Source organism: Rahnella laticis (genome assembly GCF_015644585.1).
GTDB classification, from domain to species: domain Bacteria; phylum Pseudomonadota; class Gammaproteobacteria; order Enterobacterales; family Enterobacteriaceae; genus Rahnella; species Rahnella laticis.
This window is the reverse complement of record NZ_JADOBI010000016.1, coordinates 82,664-99,644: the sequence shown is the minus strand read 5'-3', so window position 1 is coordinate 99,644 and position 16,981 is coordinate 82,664. Positions and strand designations below refer to the sequence as shown.

The 16,981-nt window shown below is 55.0% G+C and carries 14 protein-coding genes; 3 read left to right on the top strand and 11 right to left on the bottom strand.

Annotated features, from left to right (window positions below; all coding sequences use genetic code 11):
• Positions 1 to 107 precede the first annotated feature (107 nt).
• The 4 genes from IV433_RS24075 to mdtD form a co-directional block, all read right to left on the bottom strand.
• Positions 108 to 455: a YegP family protein gene (locus IV433_RS24075; protein WP_195816194.1), complete on the bottom strand. Its 348-nt coding sequence runs from the start codon at positions 453 to 455 to the stop codon at positions 108 to 110.
• 167 nt (positions 456 to 622) lie between these two features.
• Positions 623 to 1,342 (bottom strand): envelope stress response regulator BaeR, encoded by a 720-nt coding sequence (gene baeR / locus IV433_RS24070; RefSeq protein ID WP_195816195.1) that lies wholly within the window; start codon positions 1,340 to 1,342, stop codon positions 623 to 625.
• Entirely contained in the window at positions 1,343 to 2,728 is a 1,386-nt protein-coding gene (gene baeS, locus IV433_RS24065) for an envelope stress sensor histidine kinase BaeS (protein WP_195816196.1), read from the bottom strand.
• Positions 2,725 to 4,200: a multidrug transporter subunit MdtD gene (gene mdtD / locus IV433_RS24060; protein ID WP_195816197.1), complete on the bottom strand. Its 1,476-nt coding sequence runs from the start codon at positions 4,198 to 4,200 to the stop codon at positions 2,725 to 2,727. The genes baeS and mdtD overlap by 4 nt, the downstream gene beginning before the upstream one ends.
• 261 nt (positions 4,201 to 4,461) lie before the next feature.
• Between mdtD and IV433_RS24055 the strand changes: the two genes are divergently transcribed.
• Positions 4,462 to 5,415, top strand: coding sequence for an aldo/keto reductase (locus IV433_RS24055; protein WP_195816198.1), 954 nt, complete (start codon positions 4,462 to 4,464; stop codon positions 5,413 to 5,415).
• 91 nt (positions 5,416 to 5,506) lie between these two features.
• Here the strand turns inward: IV433_RS24055 and yegD are convergent, their stop codons facing one another.
• The 3 genes from yegD to tal all read right to left on the bottom strand — a co-directional run bounded on the left by yegD (position 5,507) and on the right by tal (position 10,002).
• Entirely contained in the window at positions 5,507 to 6,859 is a 1,353-nt protein-coding gene (gene yegD / locus IV433_RS24050) for a molecular chaperone (RefSeq protein ID WP_195816199.1), read from the bottom strand.
• A gap of 134 nt (positions 6,860 to 6,993) precedes the next feature.
• A complete protein-coding gene (gene tkt / locus IV433_RS24045; protein ID WP_195816200.1) occupies positions 6,994 to 8,988 on the bottom strand; it encodes a transketolase in 1,995 nt (664 codons plus the stop codon).
• Between the two features lie 63 nt (positions 8,989 to 9,051).
• A complete protein-coding gene (gene tal / locus IV433_RS24040) occupies positions 9,052 to 10,002 on the bottom strand; it encodes a transaldolase (RefSeq protein ID WP_101076286.1) in 951 nt (316 codons plus the stop codon).
• A 384-nt stretch (positions 10,003 to 10,386) separates the two neighbouring features.
• Here tal and maeB point away from each other — a divergent pair, with 384 nt between their 5' ends.
• Entirely contained in the window at positions 10,387 to 12,666 is a 2,280-nt protein-coding gene (maeB, locus tag IV433_RS24035; protein ID WP_195816201.1) for an NADP-dependent oxaloacetate-decarboxylating malate dehydrogenase, read from the top strand.
• A 145-nt stretch (positions 12,667 to 12,811) separates the two neighbouring features.
• On the opposite strand, the gene uriH is transcribed toward maeB, so the two are convergent.
• From uriH to amiA, 4 genes are all read right to left on the bottom strand, one after another.
• Entirely contained in the window at positions 12,812 to 13,759 is a 948-nt protein-coding gene (gene uriH, locus IV433_RS24030; protein ID WP_104921112.1) for a uridine-preferring nucleoside hydrolase UriH, read from the bottom strand.
• 51 nt (positions 13,760 to 13,810) lie between these two features.
• Positions 13,811 to 14,260, bottom strand: a complete 450-nt coding sequence (locus IV433_RS24025) for a YaiI/YqxD family protein (protein WP_195816202.1) — start codon at positions 14,258 to 14,260, stop codon at positions 13,811 to 13,813.
• Positions 14,260 to 15,222 carry an oxygen-dependent coproporphyrinogen oxidase gene (gene hemF / locus IV433_RS24020; protein WP_195816203.1) on the bottom strand — a complete coding sequence of 321 codons (963 nt, stop codon included), beginning with the start codon at positions 15,220 to 15,222 and terminating at the stop codon, positions 14,260 to 14,262. Before hemF ends, IV433_RS24025 begins: the two co-directional genes overlap by 1 nt.
• Before the next feature lie 108 nt (positions 15,223 to 15,330).
• Positions 15,331 to 16,215, bottom strand: a complete 885-nt coding sequence (gene amiA, locus IV433_RS24015) for an N-acetylmuramoyl-L-alanine amidase AmiA (protein WP_104921115.1) — start codon at positions 16,213 to 16,215, stop codon at positions 15,331 to 15,333.
• Positions 16,216 to 16,493: 278 nt separating this feature from the next.
• Between amiA and IV433_RS24010 the strand changes: the two genes are divergently transcribed.
• On the top strand, positions 16,494 to 16,919 hold the full coding sequence (locus IV433_RS24010; RefSeq protein WP_013574419.1) for a GNAT family acetyltransferase: 426 nt from the start codon (positions 16,494 to 16,496) through the stop codon (positions 16,917 to 16,919).
• Positions 16,920 to 16,981: the final 62 nt, after the last annotated feature.

Genomic DNA, 16,981 nt, shown 5'->3' with positions numbered 1-16,981 from the left:
ATCAAAAGCAGCCGGTTAGTGTGGGTATTTCAGCTTTTATGGGGTCAGATCAATTTTTGAATCGGGAGGTTGCAGCGCAGAATGCCGCAACCTCCGCAAAGGAGGAATCAGGCCGTTTGCTGGGTAAGATCGCGGATATCGGCCGTTGGCCCGTTTTTCACGACCGAAAGGATGCCTTTTTTCGCGGCGCTTTCCGTGGTGTACATTTCACTTACGCCGATGACCTGGTGGTTTTTCGCCTTCAGCACAAAATAAAATTGCCCGTCTTTTGACGGTTTCACTTCGTATTGCGCCTCATGCGGCGCGTTAGTCTGCACCGACGAAATGCCATTTTCTGCCGACGCTTTGCTGGCATACATCTCACTGGTGAGAATAATCTCTCCGTTCCCGGCCTTCAGGTTAAAGTGAAACTGTCCATTCTTCGCTTTTTTCAGATCATAGTGACCGTTAGCCATAAAGGTAATCTCCAGTAGAAGGGGTTTTTCCAGAGATAAGTGTAGTTAAGGGAAACTTTTTCGCGGGGAAAGGGAGTATTTAAGACATTAAATGTGAACTGGCCGACAGACTTTCAGTAACTTTACAAATCTGCGCTGCCGGCCTTTCAGGTATTCAACCCTGCGCGTTACACCAGATGGCAGGGCTCTGCTTCCCAGCGATAACCCACGCCGTAGACGGCGCGGATAAACGCCTTCTCGCCGTCCAGTGATTCGAGTTTCCGCCGCAGGTTTTTGATGTGGCTGTCGATGGTGCGATCCGTTACCACGCGGTAATCGTCATACAGATTATTGAGCAGGATTTCGCGGGTGAAGACATAGCCGGGCTTGACCGACAACGTTTTCAGCAGACGAAATTCTGCCGGTGTCAGCTCAAGTTCATGCCCCTGGAACGTCGCCTGAAAACGGGCTTCATCGATATGCAGGCCGGTCTCTTTTGCCACATGTTCGTCAGGGCGCACGCAGCGGCGCAGGATCACTTTCACGCGCGCAACCACTTCACGCGGGCTGTAAGGTTTGCAGATGTAATCATCGGCACCAATTTCCAGCCCGAGAAGGCGGTCGATTTCTTCTGTTTTTGCCGTGACCATCATGATCGGCACATCGGAAAACTGACGGATATCGCGGCAGATGGATAAGCCGCTGCTTCCCGGCAGCATCAGATCCAGCAGGATCAGCGCCGGAGGATGGCTCTTCACCTGCGCGATCACGTCGTGGCCGTCAGGCAGCCATTGTGTCGCGTAACCCGCCGCTTCGAGATAGTCGATCAGCAGCTGGGCAAGTTTCGGTTCATCTTCCACGATCAGAATTTTTAACGGCGCAGGGCCGGACAATACAGAGTCGTTCATTCAGTTTCTCGGGCCATGTGGAATAGAAAGCGGCAGGACAATCGTTATGCGAACGCCACCCGCCGGAGAGTGGCTGGCGCTTATCTGCCCACCGTGCGCTTCGACAATATTCTGGCAAATTGCCAGACCTAAACCAGAACCACCGCTGGCGCGATTACGCGAGCCCTCGGTGCGATAAAATCGTTCGAAGATTCGTACCAGTTGTTCATCACTGATGCCCGGCGCGCTGTCCTGAAAATTCAGGTGCAGCGATTTATCACGGATTTCGCCGAGGATTTCCAGGCCGCCGTTGGGGTCAGTATAGCGCAGGCTGTTTTCCAGCAAATTATTGAAAAGCTGCGACAGACGCTGCGGGTCGCCAAAGACTTCGGCGCTTTCCGGCAGATGGCTGGTCAGGGTCAGCTGTTTACTGTGGAAGCGGTCGCGTGAACCGGCTTCCGCCAGCTGAATCAGATGCACCACGTCCGTTTCGACTTTGCGGTACGCCAGCGCACCGGCATCCGACAGCGAAAGCTGGTGCAAATCATCCACCAGTTTTGTGAGGATCGAGACTTCAGATTGCAGGGATTCCAGCGACCCCATCGTCATTTTGCGCACGCCGTCCTGCATCGCTTCCAGCTCGCCGCGCAACACCGCCAGCGGTGTGCGCAGTTCGTGGGAAATATCAGCCATAAAGGCGCGGCGCATCTGCTCGTTTTTTTCCAGCGTCATCGCCAGCTGGTTAAAATCTTGCGCCAGTTTGCCCAGTTCGTCTTCGCTGTCGACTTCAACGCGCGTGCTGAAATCCCCGGCAGCCAGCTGATGCGTGCCGTTGACCAGACGCTTAACCGGCGCGAGCATTCCCCGTGAAAGCACCCAGGTGACGGCGGCGGCCAGCAGGGCGGTGAACGCCGTAATAATCCAGCTGGTGCGGCTTTGCTGGTGCTCGAAATTGATGTCTGCGTCGCGGGTCAGGCGCTCGGCAGGCGTGGAAATCACCGAGCCTATCATCACACCGTCAACGGTCATCACGCGGCGCGGCCCCTGAAGATCAGCAGGAACCGGCTGATCGTAACCGCCGATCCGGCGGTCATGGCTGTCGAGGATCCAGAACTTTGTCCGCCATCCCTGCGGCGGCATTTTCTGGCTGCTGTTCTGGTCAAACGAGCGCATCAGCTGATAAATCAGGCGGTCATTTTTTTCCAGAAAATCCCAGTTACCGTGCAGTTTGTACTGATCCTGCAAAGTGTCGGCCAGCAGCTCAACGCGCGATTCATTACTCTGGCGTATGTAATCGATAAAGCCCCGTTCGAAGCTCATCCGCACGCCCCAGTTCATGGTGATTAACACCAGTGCGCAGGTGCAGAAAATGGCCATAAACAGTTTGGCGGTTATACCTGGTTTCATGATTTTCTCATCGGGTCGGGAGATCCGGCCGCGGCACGGCGGCGATCGATAACGGCATTTTTCTGCATGTCCGGCGGCACTTTCGAAAAGACCCAGGCGGGCAGGGCGATCACCAGCGCCATCGACATATAGCAATACAGGAAAGCCGTGTGCATGGTGCTGCTGTCAGGCGTTATGGCCTGCTGATGCGCGAAGAGGCCAATCAGCAAACCGGCGACGCTGACCCCGAGACTCATCGACAACTGCATAATCATCGACAACAGGCTGTTACCGCTGCTGGCCAGACGCGGCGGTAAATCTTTCAGCGTCAGCGTATTCATGGAGGAGAAGCGCAGGGAGTTCACCATGCCCTGGAAGAACAGCACCACCGGAATCATCCACACGGCACCGTAAATCGCCACCAGCGGGAAGATAAGCGTAATCAGCGCAAGCAGTAAAGTAGCGGTCACCAGCGCGGCGCGATACCCGAGCTGATTCACCAGCCGCACAACCACGCGCTTCATTCCCATGCTGCCAAGCACCATCGGGATCATCATCAGCCCGGCGTGGAACGGCGTAAAGCCCATCCCCAGCTGTAAAAATACCGGCGTCATAAATGGCAACATTCCGCTGCCGATGCGGCCTAACAGGCTGCCGATCAGGCCAATTTTAAACGTTGGCGTGTGGAACAGGCGCAGGGAAAACAGCGCGGAAAGATTGCCACGGGCGTGCATCCAGTAAACGCCTAACGCGCCTAAACCGACGACCACCAGCAGCACTAATTCCAGGGCGCTGAGGCCCATGCTGCGGCTGCCTTCCAGCGCCAGCGTGAGCGTCGCCATGCAAACCGCCAGCATGACAAAGCCGCTGATATCAAAGCGCCGCGTCTGCATTTTGTAATTCGGCATAATCATCAGCGTGGCAATACAACCGGCCAGACCGACCGGCAGATTGATCAGGAAAATCCAGTGCCAGCTGGCGTACTGCACCAGAAAACCGCCCAGCGCCGGGCCGAGCAGCGGGCCGACCTGGCCGGGCAGCGTGACCATGGTCATTGCGGCCATGTATTCGCTGCGAGGAACGATTTTCAACACCGTCAGCCGCCCGACGGGCACCATCATCGCGCCGCCAATCCCCTGAACGATACGTGACAGCACCAGTTCGCGCAGGCTTTCGGACTGCGCGCACAGCAGGGAACCGACGGTGAACAAAACGATGGCGGAAAAGAAGACCCATTTCACCCCGACTTTATCCGCCAGCCAGCCGCTGGCGGGCAGCATCACGGCGACAGTCAGCACATAGGCGACCACCACCGAATGCATATGCAGCGGGTTTTCACCCAGGCTGCGGGCCATCGACGGCAACGCGGTATTCACAATCGTGGTGTCGAGCGCCTGCATAAAAAAGCCAAAGGCGACAATCCACAATTGCCAGCGTACCGAGGGCGGCAGCGGGGCGGAAGGCGGTAAGGTGTCAGTGTTTTCAGATTTCATGGGTTCGCATCAGCACAATCATTGTCGCGGCATTTCAGGGGGGAGTACCACCTTCAGACCAGGCTTACAGTGTAGCCAGAATGCTTCAGCAGAAAATGGAGGAAATAAGGAGAGTCTTTCCCATTTTTTGACAATTCTTCTGACAATAAAGAATAGAGTTTCAGCCTGACATTTTATATCAAAATGCTAAGGTTGACCTTTGATCACGAATCGTTCGCACGCAAAGCATGTTTAATCTGACCTTCTCAAAGGGAGAGAATGATGAGTAAAAGAGAACTGGGCCGTTCAGGCATTCAGGTGCCGTTGCTGACTTTCGGCGGCAATGTGTTTGGCTGGACTGTCGATCAGGCGGCATCCTTTAATCTGCTCGATGCCCTTTTGGATCATAAGCTTAACTTTATCGACACCGCTGATGTGTACTCGAGCTGGGTCGAGGGCAATCACGGTGGCGAGTCGGAAACCATTATCGGCAACTGGCTGAAAAAAACCGGCAAGCGCGACCAGATCATTCTGGCAACCAAAGTCGGTAAACCGATGGGAGAAGGAAAAGTCGGCCTGTCGCCGCGCTATATCAAAGAAGCGGTGGAAGCCTCTTTGAAACGCCTGCAAACCGACTATATCGATTTGTATCAGTCACATGACGATGATGCGGATACGCCGCTGGCAGAAAGTCTGGCCGCGTTTGATGCGCTGATCAAAGAAGGCAAAGTGCGCGCTATCGGCGCATCCAACTACAGCGCGCCACGTCTGGCTGAAGCGCTGAAAGTCAGCCAGGAAAACGGGCTGGCGCGTTATGAGACGCTGCAACCGCAGTACAATCTTTACGACCGCAAAGTGTATGAAGAAGCGCTGGAAAAAGTCGTGACGGACAACGGTCTGGGCGTGATCAACTTTTACGGGCTGGCTGCCGGATTCCTGACCGGGAAATACCGTACCAAAGCCGATGCCAGCAAAAGTAAACGTGGCGAAAGCGTGGTTGCTCGTTGCCTGAACGAACGCGGTCTGAAAGTGTTGCAGGGGTTGGATCAGGTGGCGGAAAAACACGGCGCACAGCCGGGGCAGGTTGCACTGGCGTGGCAAATCACGCGCCCGAGCATCACGTCCCCGATTGTCAGTGCGACCTCGCTGCAACAGCTCGATGAACTGGCGCAGGCCGCCACGCTGAAACTCGATGATGCCGATATCCGTACACTTAACGACGCCAGCGCGTGGTAATGAAGTCTTTGTAAAACGGAATTTGCCGTATCGCCATAAACAAAAAAACCGCCTTAACGTCAGGCGGTTTTAGTTTTTGTGAAGCCGTAAATTAACGAAACAGCGTTTGTGCCCAGCGCGCCAGACCGGCGGTGACCGAGCCAAAATCATTGCCCCCGACCAGCGGGATCCCCGGCAACTGTGCCTGCAATGCGGCACGTAAAAGCGGGGAACGGGCGCTGCCACCGGTCAGGTAAATCACATCCGGCTTAATTTCGCTGCTGGCCAGCGCCAGAGCAACCTGTTCCTGAATGCGTTCCAGTGGCTGAGAAATCGCGTCACTCAGCTGCTGCTGGCTGATGGTTTCTGCCAGACCGGATTCGATGAAGTCCATGGCCGCCGTTACGCTCTCGCGCTCGGAGAGGGCAATTTTACTTTCTTCGGCAGCACGTACCAGGCGGTAGCTCAGGCGCTGTTGCTGTACTTTCAGCAGGCGCTTAATGAGGTCCGGCTGTGCGGCGTCGCGGATCAAATCACGCAACATGCGGCCATTCGCCACGCTGTAGAAATCCAGCTGTGCGGGAACATCATTGGTTGCAACCGCATTCCAGTAAGGTAATGCCGGGATCGCGATACCTTTTTGCGTTTCGCTGCCCATGCCGAACTGAGGCGTGAGCTGTTTGAACGCGGTCATGATGTCCAGATCGTTACCGCCGACGCGGCAACCACTGTGGCCGAGCAGGCTGTTCTGGCGCTCCGCTTTATCGCGCCACTGGGGGCCCATCAGCAGAACGGAACAGTCGGTCGTTCCGCCGCCGATATCGACGACCAGCACTGTTTTCTCATCTGTCAGGGTGGCTTCGAAATCCAGACCTGCCGCTACTGGCTCAAACTGGAAAGCAATATCACGGAAACCTGCACGTTCAGCGGCGCGCTGTAAAATCCCCTGCGCCTGGCTGTTCGCTTCCTCACCGCCCATGCCCTGGAAGTTGATCGGACGGCCAATGACCGTCTGCTCAATGCTTTCCTGCAAAACAGATTCTGCCTGACGTTTGATGTGATACATCATCGCGCAAACCAGATCTTCGAACAGGGCAATCTGCTGTGGCTTCAGGCCGTTTGCGCCAAGAAACGATTTCGGAGAACGAACGAAATACACTTCTTCCGGATCTTCCATGTACGTCGCCAGCGCCTGCAAACCGAAGTTCACGCTGTTGGCGTTAACCGGAATATCTTCCTCGCGGTTAAAGCTGATACTGCGGCGCAGCAGCGCCAGATTTTCATCACTGCCTGTCGGCACCTGTCCGTGGCGGTTCAGCCATTCGCTGACGGCTTCACGGGTTGGTGCACAGAGCATGGAGGGTAAATAAGGATCATTATTTTCTAACGCCAGAAGCTGGGCGTTATTATCGCGCATCACTGCCACTGAGCAATTCGCTGTACCGTAGTCAAATCCAATAAACATTATTGATCCCCATGCCAAAGAAGGGACGGGACTTTACCGGAGAGGGGGGCATTCATCAAGCAGGAAGGGGGCAGATGTGAGATTTTTAGCCAGCATTTCCCCCTCTTTTTACAGAGAGGGAAATGTACCGGAGATTACTTCAGCAATGCCTGTGCTTTTGCAACCACGTTATCCACGGTAAAACCGAACTCTTTGAACAGCAGTTCTGCCGGAGCGGATTCGCCGAAGGTGGTCATACCGACTACGTCGCCGTTCAGGCCGACATACTTGTACCAGTAATCTGCGATACCCGCTTCCACCGCCAGACGCGCGGTCACGGCTTTTGGCAGTACGGATTCGCGATACGCCGCGTCCTGTTTGTCAAAGGTATCGGTCGACGGGATGGAAACCACGCGCACTCTGGTGCCCGCTGCCGCCAGTTTGTCCGCTGCTTCAACCGTAATGCCCACTTCCGAACCGGTCGCAATCAGGATGATTTCCGGCGTGCCATCGGAATCTTTCAGCACATAACCGCCGCGCGCCACGTTGGCCAGCTGTCCGGCAGTACGCGGTTGTTGCGTCAGGTTCTGGCGGGAGAAGATCAGCGCCGTCGGGCCGTCTTTACGTTCAATTGCAGTTTTCCAGGCGATGGCGGATTCGACCTGATCCGCAGGACGCCACAGGCTCATGTTCGGTGTGACGCGCAGGCTGGCCATTTGTTCAACCGGCTGGTGCGTCGGGCCGTCTTCGCCCAGACCGATGGAGTCATGGGTATACACGAATACGTTGCGGATTTTCATCAGTGCCGCCATACGTACCGCGTTACGGGCGTATTCGACGAACATCAGGAAGGTCGCGGAATAAGGCAGGAAACCGCCGTGCAGGGTGATGCCGTTGGAAATCGCGGTCATCCCAAATTCGCGAACGCCGTAATGAATGTAGTTACCGGCCAGATCGTCACCGAGCGATTTTGAACCGGACCACATGGTCAGGTTGCTCGGAGCCAGGTCAGCGGAGCCGCCAAGGAACTCAGGCAGAATTTTGCCAAAGCGTTCCAGCGTATTTTGCGAAGCTTTACGGCTGGCGATATTTGCCGGATTAGCCTGTAATTCTTCGATAAATTTCTGCGCTTCGGTTTCCCAGTTTGCGGGCAGTTCACCGCTGACACGACGTTCAAATTCAGCCGCCAGTTCAGGATGATCTTTGGCATAAGCCGCGAATTTATCATTCCACGCTTTCTCTTTGGCCTTACCGGCTTCTTTGGCATCCCATGCGGCATAAATATCCTGCGGGATTTCAAACGCCGGATAATTCCAGCCCAGCGCCTTGCGGGTTGCCGCCACTTCGTCTGCGCCCAGGGCTGCGCCGTGCGCATCGTGGGTACCGGCTTTATGCGGGGAACCAAAGCCGATCACGGTTTTGCACATCAGCAGGGAAGGCCGGTCGGTGACTTTGTGGGATTCTTCAATCGCCGCTTTAATGGCATCTGAATTGTGGCCGTCAACGCCACGGATCACGTGCCAGCCATAGGCTTCAAAACGTTTGGCCGTGTCATCGGTAAACCAGCCTTCAACATGGCCGTCGATGGAGATGCCGTTGTCGTCATAAAACGCGGTCAGTTTGCCGAGTTTCATGGTGCCAGCCAGTGAGCAGGCTTCGTGGGAAATGCCTTCCATCATGCAACCATCGCCCATAAAGGCGTAGGTATGGTGGTTCACAATGTCGTGATTACCACGGTTGAACTGCGCGGCCAGCGTGCGTTCTGCAATCGCAAAACCGACGGCGTTGGCAATGCCCTGACCCAGCGGGCCGGTGGTGGTTTCAACGCCCGGCGTGTAGCCGTATTCCGGGTGGCCCGGCGTTTTGGAATGCAGCTGGCGGAAGTTTTCCAGCTCTGTCATCGGCAGGTCATAGCCGGTGAGATGCAGCAGGCTGTAAATCAGCATCGAACCGTGGCCGTTGGACAAAATGAAACGGTCGCGGTCTGCCCATTTCGGGTTGGCGGGGTTGTGATTCATGTAATCACGCCACAGCACTTCAGCGATGTCCGCCATGCCCATCGGGGCGCCCGGGTGACCGCTGTTTGCTTTCTGGACGGCGTCCATGCTCAGTGCACGGATAGCATTGGCTAGCTCTCTGCGAGAAGGCATATTTTTCTCCGGTTTAATGATCGCTGACTCAGTGCAGCGATCATTGAAAAAAGGGGGGTGAAATTACAGTTGGGCAGACAACATGTCTTCGAGTTTCTTCTGATCGACGGCGAACAGGCGGATGCCTTCGGCCAGTTTCTCGACGGCCATGGCGTCCTGATGATGTTCCCAGAGGAATTCAGCCTGAGTCAGCGGTGCAGGCTTTTTACTGCCCTGCGACGAAGGTTGCAACTTGCGTTCAACCGGCGCGCTGCTGGCTTTAAGCTCTTCAAGCAGGTTTGGCGAAATGGTCAGGCGGTCACAACCGGCCAGCGCCAGAATTTGTTCCACTTTACGGAAGCTGGCGCCCATGATCACGGTCTTGTAGTCATGCGCTTTGTAGTATTCGTAAATCTCGCGGACCGATTTCACGCCCGGATCTTTCTCAACGTCATACGCGGCGTTCGGCTCTTTGGCTTTGTACCAGTCATAGATGCGGCCCACGAACGGCGAAATCAGGTAAACCCCCGCTTCGGCACAGGCACGCGCCTGAGCAAAGGAGAACAGCAGCGTTAGGTTACAGTTGATGCCTTCTTTTTCCAGCGCTTCAGCGGCTTTGATGCCTTCCCACGTGGAGGCCAGTTTGATCAGGATGCGTGATTTATCAATGCCCTGTTCCTGATAAAGACCAATGAGCTTACGGGCTTTGGCGATGCATTTTTCGGTGTCAAATGACAGGCGGGCATCGACTTCGGTCGAGATGCGCCCCGGTACGCTTTTCAGTATTTCTGCGCCGATGTTCACGGCCAGCTTATCGGTGGCATTAATGACCTGATCGTCTTTGCTGCCCCCTTGTTTACGGGCATAAGCGACGGCGTCTTTGATCAGGTTTTGGTATTGCGGCAGGTCTGCGGCTTTGAGGATCAGCGAAGGATTGGTGGTCGCATCCTGAGGCTCGAAATGACGGATAGATTCAATATCACCACTGTCGGCAACGACGGTCGTTACCTTTTTAAGTGCGTCTAACTGGTTCATCTCTTAGCTCCTTGGCGAAAAAAACGATACAGCAATAAGGTCGTACGACTCTATTTCGTTGGGCTCCTACCCTGCATCATTCTGTTAACAAACTGAATGCGCTTTTTCTGATTGTTGCGATGGGTCATAACAATGGCAACCCTCGTCGCAGCTCAGACTGCGGGGTGAGAGAGGAAAGCGCAAGGTCAAACTTTAAGCTTAGTCGAAATTTGCGAGACGTCTTCCGTGAACGAAAAGCAAACAATGTAACGGCTAAGTTTTGGTCGTTATCCGGCGTTTATCGTGGCAGGTTATCTATACTGTCATCGGGTAAAACTGATGGTGATGTTGCATCCGTTTCCTGCTGTCTCTGTAAAAAATAAGAAACAAAAAAAGGACCCTACGATGGACGAACAACTCAAGCAAAGCGCTCTCGATTTTCATGAGTTCCCGGTGCCCGGAAAAATTCAGGTTTCGCCAACCAAGCCTCTGGCCACGCAGCGCGATCTGGCGCTGGCGTACTCTCCGGGCGTGGCGGCGCCCTGTCTGGAAATCGCCAAAGATCCGCTTGCGGCCTATAAATACACCGCGCGTGGAAATCTGGTCGCGGTGATTTCCAACGGCACGGCGGTACTCGGCCTGGGCAATATCGGGGCGCTGGCCGGAAAACCGGTGATGGAAGGTAAGGGCGTTTTGTTCAAGAAATTTGCCGGTATTGATGTTTTTGATATCGAAGTGGACGAGCTTGATCCCGACAAACTGATCGAGGTGATCGCCGCGCTTGAACCGACGTTTGGCGGTATCAATCTCGAAGACATCAAAGCGCCTGAGTGTTTTTACATCGAGAGCAAACTGCGCGAGCGGATGAATATTCCGGTATTTCACGACGATCAGCACGGGACGGCAATCATCTGTACGGCGGCGGTGCTCAACGGTTTACGCGTGGTCGGGAAAGATATTTCGGACGTGCGGCTGGTGGTGTCCGGTGCCGGTGCGTCGGCCATTGCCTGCCTGAATTTGCTGGTGGCGCTGGGGCTGAAACGCCACAACATCACGGCCTGTGATTCCCGCGGCGTGATTTATCAGGGCCGCGAAGAGAACATGGCCGAAACCAAAGCGGCCTATGCCATTGAGGACAACGGACAGCGCACGCTGGCGGATGCGATCCCCGGTGCGGATATTTTCCTCGGCTGTTCCGGTCCCGGCGTACTGACGCAGGACATGGTGAAAACCATGGCGAAATCCCCGCTGATTCTGGCGCTGGCAAATCCTGAACCGGAAATTCTGCCACCGCTGGCGAAAGCGGTACGCCCGGATGCCATTATCTGCACGGGCCGTTCGGATTACCCGAATCAGGTAAACAATGTCCTGTGCTTCCCGTTCATTTTCCGTGGTGCGCTGGACGTCGGGGCGACGACCATCAACGAGGAAATGAAGCTGGCCTGCGTGCATGCGATTGCCGATCTGGCGATGGCGGAGCAAAGCGATGTGGTCGCGTCGGCTTACGGGGAAGAAGAGCTTTCGTTTGGCCCGGATTACATCATTCCCAAACCTTTTGACCCGCGCCTGATTGTGAAAATTGCGCCTGCGGTGGCGAAAGCGGCGATGGATTCCGGCGTGGCAACGCGACCAATTCTGGATTTCGATGCTTATGTCGAAAAGCTGTCGGAGTTTGTCTATAAAACCAATCTGTTTATGAAGCCGATTTTCTCTCAGGCCAAAAAAGACGCCCGTCGGGTGGTGATGGCTGAAGGAGAAGAGGAGCGCGTTTTGCAGGCGACGCAGGAGCTGATTTCTCTGGGATTGGCAAAACCAATTCTGGTCGGGCGGCCAAGCGTGATCGAGATGCGTATCAAGAAACTCGGTTTGCAGATTGAAGCTGGCCGGGATTTTGAAGTGGTGAATAACGAATCCGATCCGCGTTTCAACGAATACTGGCGTGAATACTATGAGCTGATGAAACGACGCGGCGTGTCTCAGGAGCAGGCGCGGCGGGCGGTTATCGGCAATCCGACGCTGATTTCCGCCATCATGCTGCTGCGCGGTGAGGCTGACGCAATGATTTGCGGAACGGTCGGCACTTATCACGAGCATTACGATATCGTTGAAAAAGTGTTCGGGTTCCGTGAGGGCGCGCACGTTGCCGGCGCGATGAATGCGTTGCTGCTGCCGAGCGGGAATACGTTTATTGCGGACACTTACGTCAATGATGATCCGACCGCAGAACAGCTGGCCGAAATCACACTGATGGCGGCGGAAACGGTACGGCGGTTTGGTATCGAACCGAAAGTGGCTCTGCTGTCGCATTCCAGCTTTGGCACATCCGACAGCCCGGCGGCGCTCAAAATGCGGCGGACGCTGGAGCTGGTGAATGCGCGTGAACCTTCGCTGGAAATAGACGGCGAGATGCACGGCGACGCGGCGCTGGTCGAAAGTATCCGGCAGGACATCATGCCGGACAGCCCGTTAAAAGGGGCGGCGAATATCCTGATCATGCCGAACATGGAATCGGCGCGTATCAGCTATAACCTGCTGCGGGTGTCGAGTTCGGAAGGGGTTACTGTAGGGCCGGTGTTAATGGGCGTGGCGAAACCGGTGCATATTCTGACGCCGATCGCTTCGGTCAGACGCATTGTGAATATGGTGGCTTTAGCGGTAGTCGAAGCGCAAACCGAGCCTCTTTAATTTCCCCGTCATCCTTCGCGCTGCAGATGCGTTGGCTGCACTCGTGAACCCGAATCACTGACCTGTGTCAGCTCATCGGGTTCGCTCAATTACCGCCTTTCTGCAGCACGAATGATTTAGGGGAAAGCTTCTCTTCCTAAGTAAATCAGTATTTCACTTCGCCGATACGCTCGAGCGCATCAACGATTAAATCCCAGAAACGTTGATGGTCGAGTTTTACCGCGACCTGCGTATGGCAATCGGGCGGCGGCGGTGAACGGAAATCTGCTACCGTCATGCCCAGCGTTAAGGTGCCGGTCAGCTCAATGTCTACCGGGACTTTTTGTACGGTCATCACGTTCGGGTCGATGACATAGGCCACGGCGCACGGGTCATGAACCGGCGGGGAGTCAAAGCCCTGGCGATCTTTGTAGCTCAGGCCGAAGAAATCGAGCAACTCACCGACAAATTTTGCCGGTTGCGTGCCGACAGCGGCGATTCGTGCGGCCACTTCTGGTGTGGCTAATGCCTGATGCGTGAGGTCCAGCCCGACCATGGTCAGCGGCCATTTTTCGTTGAAAACGATGTGCGCGGCTTCGGGATCAATCTTGATATTGAATTCAGCCACGGCGCTCCAGTTACCCACATGGTAACCGCCGCCCATCAGTACGACTTCTTTCACGCGTTCGGCGATGCGCGGTTCTTTTCGCACGGCCATGGCGATATTGGTCAGGCCGCCGGTCGGGACCAGCGTGATGGTTTTTGGCGGATGCGACATGATCAAATCAATGATCAGGTCGATGGCATGAACGGGTTCAAGCGTGATGGCCGCTTCCGGTAAAACCGGGCCATCAAGGCCGGATTCTCCGTGGATTTCGTCGGCCACTTCGATTTGCCGCACCAGCGGGCGGGTGGCTCCGGCGGCAAACGGGACGCCGGTCAGGTTGATGACGCGGGCAACGGCCAGCGCATTACGGGTGACTTTTTCCAGTGTCTGATTGCCGACCACGGTGGTGACGGCGAGCAGTTCGATATCGGGATTCCCGTGAGCGAGTAACATCGCGATGGCATCGTCGTGCCCCGGATCGCAATCCAGTATGATCTTTTTGACCATTTTTATTATTCCTTTAAATGTAGTGGTACAGCAGGTTCCTCTGACCGGATTTTAGCGTTTGGCCTGTTGCAGCCACTTATCCAGTTCATTGGCGAATTGCTGGCGGTCACTCTGATTAAGCGCAGGCGGTCCGCCGGTTTGCACGCCGCTGGCGCGCATGGTGTCCATAAAATCACGCATATTCAGGCGTTCTTTTATGGTTTCAGTGGTGTAACGCTCGCCGCGCGGGTTCAGCGCAACGCCCCCTTTTTCGATGACTTCCGCCGCCAGCGGAATATCCGCAGTGACCACCAGATCACCGGGCTCGGTGCGTTTGACGATTTCGTTATCGGCGACGTCAAAACCCGCTTCGACGCGCAGGGTCCGCAGGAATTTCGACGGTGGCGTGCGGATCGTCTGGTTCGCCACCAGCGTCACCATCATGCCGGTGCGTTCGGCGGCGCGGAATAGCACTTCTTTGATTACGTTCGGACAGGCATCTGCATCAACCCAGATTTGCATCAGCGTTTCTCCCCGTTCAGCCAGTCTCGAACCGGTAGAAAATCGGTGTACAGCGCGGCTTCCGGGCTGCCCGCTTCCGGCTGATAACCATATTCCCAGCGAACCAGCGGTGGCATGGACATCAGAATCGACTCCGTGCGGCCACCGGTTTGCAGGCCGAACAAGGTGCCGCGATCCCACACCAGATTGAATTCCACATAGCGGCCACGGCGGTAAAGCTGGAACTGGCGTTCACGTTCTCCCCACGGTATCGCTTTGCGTTTTTCGACGACCGGCAGATAGGCGTCGGTGAAGCCGTTGCCCACCGCCTGCATGAACGAAAAGCAGGTGTCAAAATCAGGCGTATTCAGATCATCAAAGAATAATCCGCCGATGCCGCGCGCTTCATTACGGTGTTTGATAAAGAAGTAATCGTCACACCATTTTTTGTATTTCGGATACACGTCGTCGCCAAACGGCTGACAAAGTTGTTGTGCGGTCTGATGCCAGTGGCGGGCATCTTCTTCAAAACCGTAGTAAGGCGTGAGGTCAAAACCGCCACCGAACCACCACACCGGAGCTTCACCGGGCTTTTCCGCAATGAAGAAACGCACGTTGGCGTGGCTGGTAGGTACGTAAGGGCTGAGCGGATGGATAACCAGCGAAACGCCCATTGCCTGGAAACTGCGGCCCGCCAGCTCGGGACGATGTGCGGTGGCTGATGCGGGCAATGTGGCACCGGAAACGTGCGAGAAATTCACACCGGCCTGCTCGAAGACTGCGCCGTTGGTCAATACCCGGCTCTGGCCGCCACCGCCTTCTTCGCGAACCCACTGGTCTTGCGCGAACTGGCCTTTGCCATCGGCGGCAGCCAGCTGCTGGCAGATGTGGTCCTGAAGCTTGAGCAGGAAGGTTTTGACTTGTTGTATGTCGGGGATCGATTGGCTCACGGGCAAACTCACAGACGTTGACTGAAAAGACATTCAGCGCCTTGCGGGCGCTGAATGATAAAAAAGTGGTGATTATTATAACCCCAAAACCCGTCGGATCGCCCAGAACAACCCGCGCATCTGCGGCGCGAAGCAGGAAGGTTATCGTGGCTTACGTTCGTTGGCGTCGAAATAGCTGAAGAAATTCACAATTCCCTGAGAAATGGCCTGCGCGATTTCACGGCGGAACGCGGTGGTGCTGAGCAGCTGTTCTTCCTGATGATTGGTGATGAATGAGGTTTCCACCAGAATCGACGGAATTGACGGGGATTTCAGCACGGCGAACGCCGCCTGTTCTGTCTGCTGGCTGTGCAGGTGGTGGATCGGACGGATCCTTTCGAGAACGTGATGGCCGAGCGTCAGACTGTTTTTAATGGTGTCGGTCTGGACCAGATCGAAAAGTACCTGTTGCAGATAGTTGTTATCTTCTTTGGCGTATTTCGCGCCCGCAACCAGATCAGCGTCATTCTCTTTTTTCGACATATACCGCGCCATGGCGCTGCTCGCACCGCGGTTTGACAGCGCAAATACCGATGCACCGGATGCGCTCGGGCTGGTGTAACCGTCGGCGTGAATCGAGACAAATAAGTCAGCCTGATGCTGATGTGCCAGTTCCACACGCTGATAAAGCGGAATGAAGTGGTCTGAATCGCGCGTCAGCCGGACCTCAATGTGGCTCTGATCGCCGAGGAATTCACGCACGTAGTTGGCGATTTCCAGCACCACATGTTTTTCTTCTGAGCCTTCATGGCCGACGGCTCCGGAATCAATCCCGCCGTGGCCGGGGTCAATCATCACCAGCTTTTTAGAGCCCGGCGGTTTCGGTGCCGGGGCGGACTTCGTGATGTGTTCCTGCTGCGCGGCGCTGGCGGAGCGGGAACCAAACGCGGCAATCGCGAGCCCCAGGCCGGACAGCAACAATTGGCGACGGGTGGCGGCAGCGGGAAGAGGCTGGAAATGCAAAAATTTGTTCAGGGGGTTTAACATCAGTCCATTACCGTCAGAGAAAAAGCAGAATGCCTTATGTTATAGAGTATCTATTTTATAGTTTCGATCTGAGAACTATTACTTTTTATGAATAATGTGTCGCGAATGAATATTACGACGAATAAATATCTGTTCAGTGAATGGCTTATAAGATCCATTACCGGTGAAATTCATCGATAAAACACGGTCATTTATTCGCCAGATTGTGATTTTGATGTTGCGTATCAAGCAGATCACGCGATAATTAAATAAACCCTCATTAACAGCGGCGAACAGTGATGGAAATTCGCGTATACCGTCAAGAAGATTTCGAAGAAGTTCTGACCTTATGGGAGCGCTGCGATCTGCTGCGTCCGTGGAATGATCCTGAACTGGATATTGAACGCAAAATTAATCACAGCCCGGAATTTTTCCTGGTGGCAGAAGTCGGTGGTGAAGTGGTAGGCACGCTGATGGGCGGTTACGACGGCCATCGCGGCTCGGCGAATTATCTGGGGGTTCACCCGGATTATCGCGGGCGCGGGATTGCGAACGCGCTGGTAAATCGTCTTGAAAAGAAACTGATTGCGCGCGGCTGCCCGAAAATGAATCTAATGGTGCGTGCCGAAAATGATGCAGTAGTCAGCATGTATGAAAAACTGGGTTACGAGATTTCAGATACGTTATTGCTCGGCAAGCGTCTGATTGAAGATCAGGAATACTGAAACCCCGTTGAATGCCTGCAATAACAGATAATAAAAAGCCCCGGCGGATGACTCACCGCCGG

What these genes read in the sequence shown, in the direction of transcription:
- uriH (WP_104921112.1), bottom strand. Translation starts at nt 13,759, where the DNA reads ATGGTCAAAAAGATCATACTGGATTGCGATCCGGGGCACGACGATGCC.
- tal (WP_101076286.1), bottom strand. Translation starts at nt 10,002, where the DNA reads ATGAACCAGTTAGACGCACTTAAAAAGGTAACGACCGTCGTTGCCGAC.
- IV433_RS24075 (WP_195816194.1), bottom strand. Translation starts at nt 455, where the DNA reads ATGGCTAACGGTCACTATGATCTGAAAAAAGCGAAGAATGGACAGTTT.
- hemF (WP_195816203.1), bottom strand. Translation starts at nt 15,222, where the DNA reads ATGTCTTTTCAGTCAACGTCTGTGAGTTTGCCCGTGAGCCAATCGATC.
- tkt (WP_195816200.1), bottom strand. Translation starts at nt 8,988, where the DNA reads ATGCCTTCTCGCAGAGAGCTAGCCAATGCTATCCGTGCACTGAGCATG.
- baeR (WP_195816195.1), bottom strand. Translation starts at nt 1,342, where the DNA reads ATGAACGACTCTGTATTGTCCGGCCCTGCGCCGTTAAAAATTCTGATC.
- maeB (WP_195816201.1), top strand. Translation starts at nt 10,387, where the DNA reads ATGGACGAACAACTCAAGCAAAGCGCTCTCGATTTTCATGAGTTCCCG.
- amiA (WP_104921115.1), bottom strand. Translation starts at nt 16,215, where the DNA reads ATGTTAAACCCCCTGAACAAATTTTTGCATTTCCAGCCTCTTCCCGCT.
- IV433_RS24025 (WP_195816202.1), bottom strand. Translation starts at nt 14,260, where the DNA reads ATGCAAATCTGGGTTGATGCAGATGCCTGTCCGAACGTAATCAAAGAA.
- IV433_RS24055 (WP_195816198.1), top strand. Translation starts at nt 4,462, where the DNA reads ATGAGTAAAAGAGAACTGGGCCGTTCAGGCATTCAGGTGCCGTTGCTG.
- mdtD (WP_195816197.1), bottom strand. Translation starts at nt 4,200, where the DNA reads ATGAAATCTGAAAACACTGACACCTTACCGCCTTCCGCCCCGCTGCCG.
- baeS (WP_195816196.1), bottom strand. Translation starts at nt 2,728, where the DNA reads ATGAAACCAGGTATAACCGCCAAACTGTTTATGGCCATTTTCTGCACC.
- IV433_RS24010 (WP_013574419.1), top strand. Translation starts at nt 16,494, where the DNA reads ATGGAAATTCGCGTATACCGTCAAGAAGATTTCGAAGAAGTTCTGACC.
- yegD (WP_195816199.1), bottom strand. Translation starts at nt 6,859, where the DNA reads ATGTTTATTGGATTTGACTACGGTACAGCGAATTGCTCAGTGGCAGTG.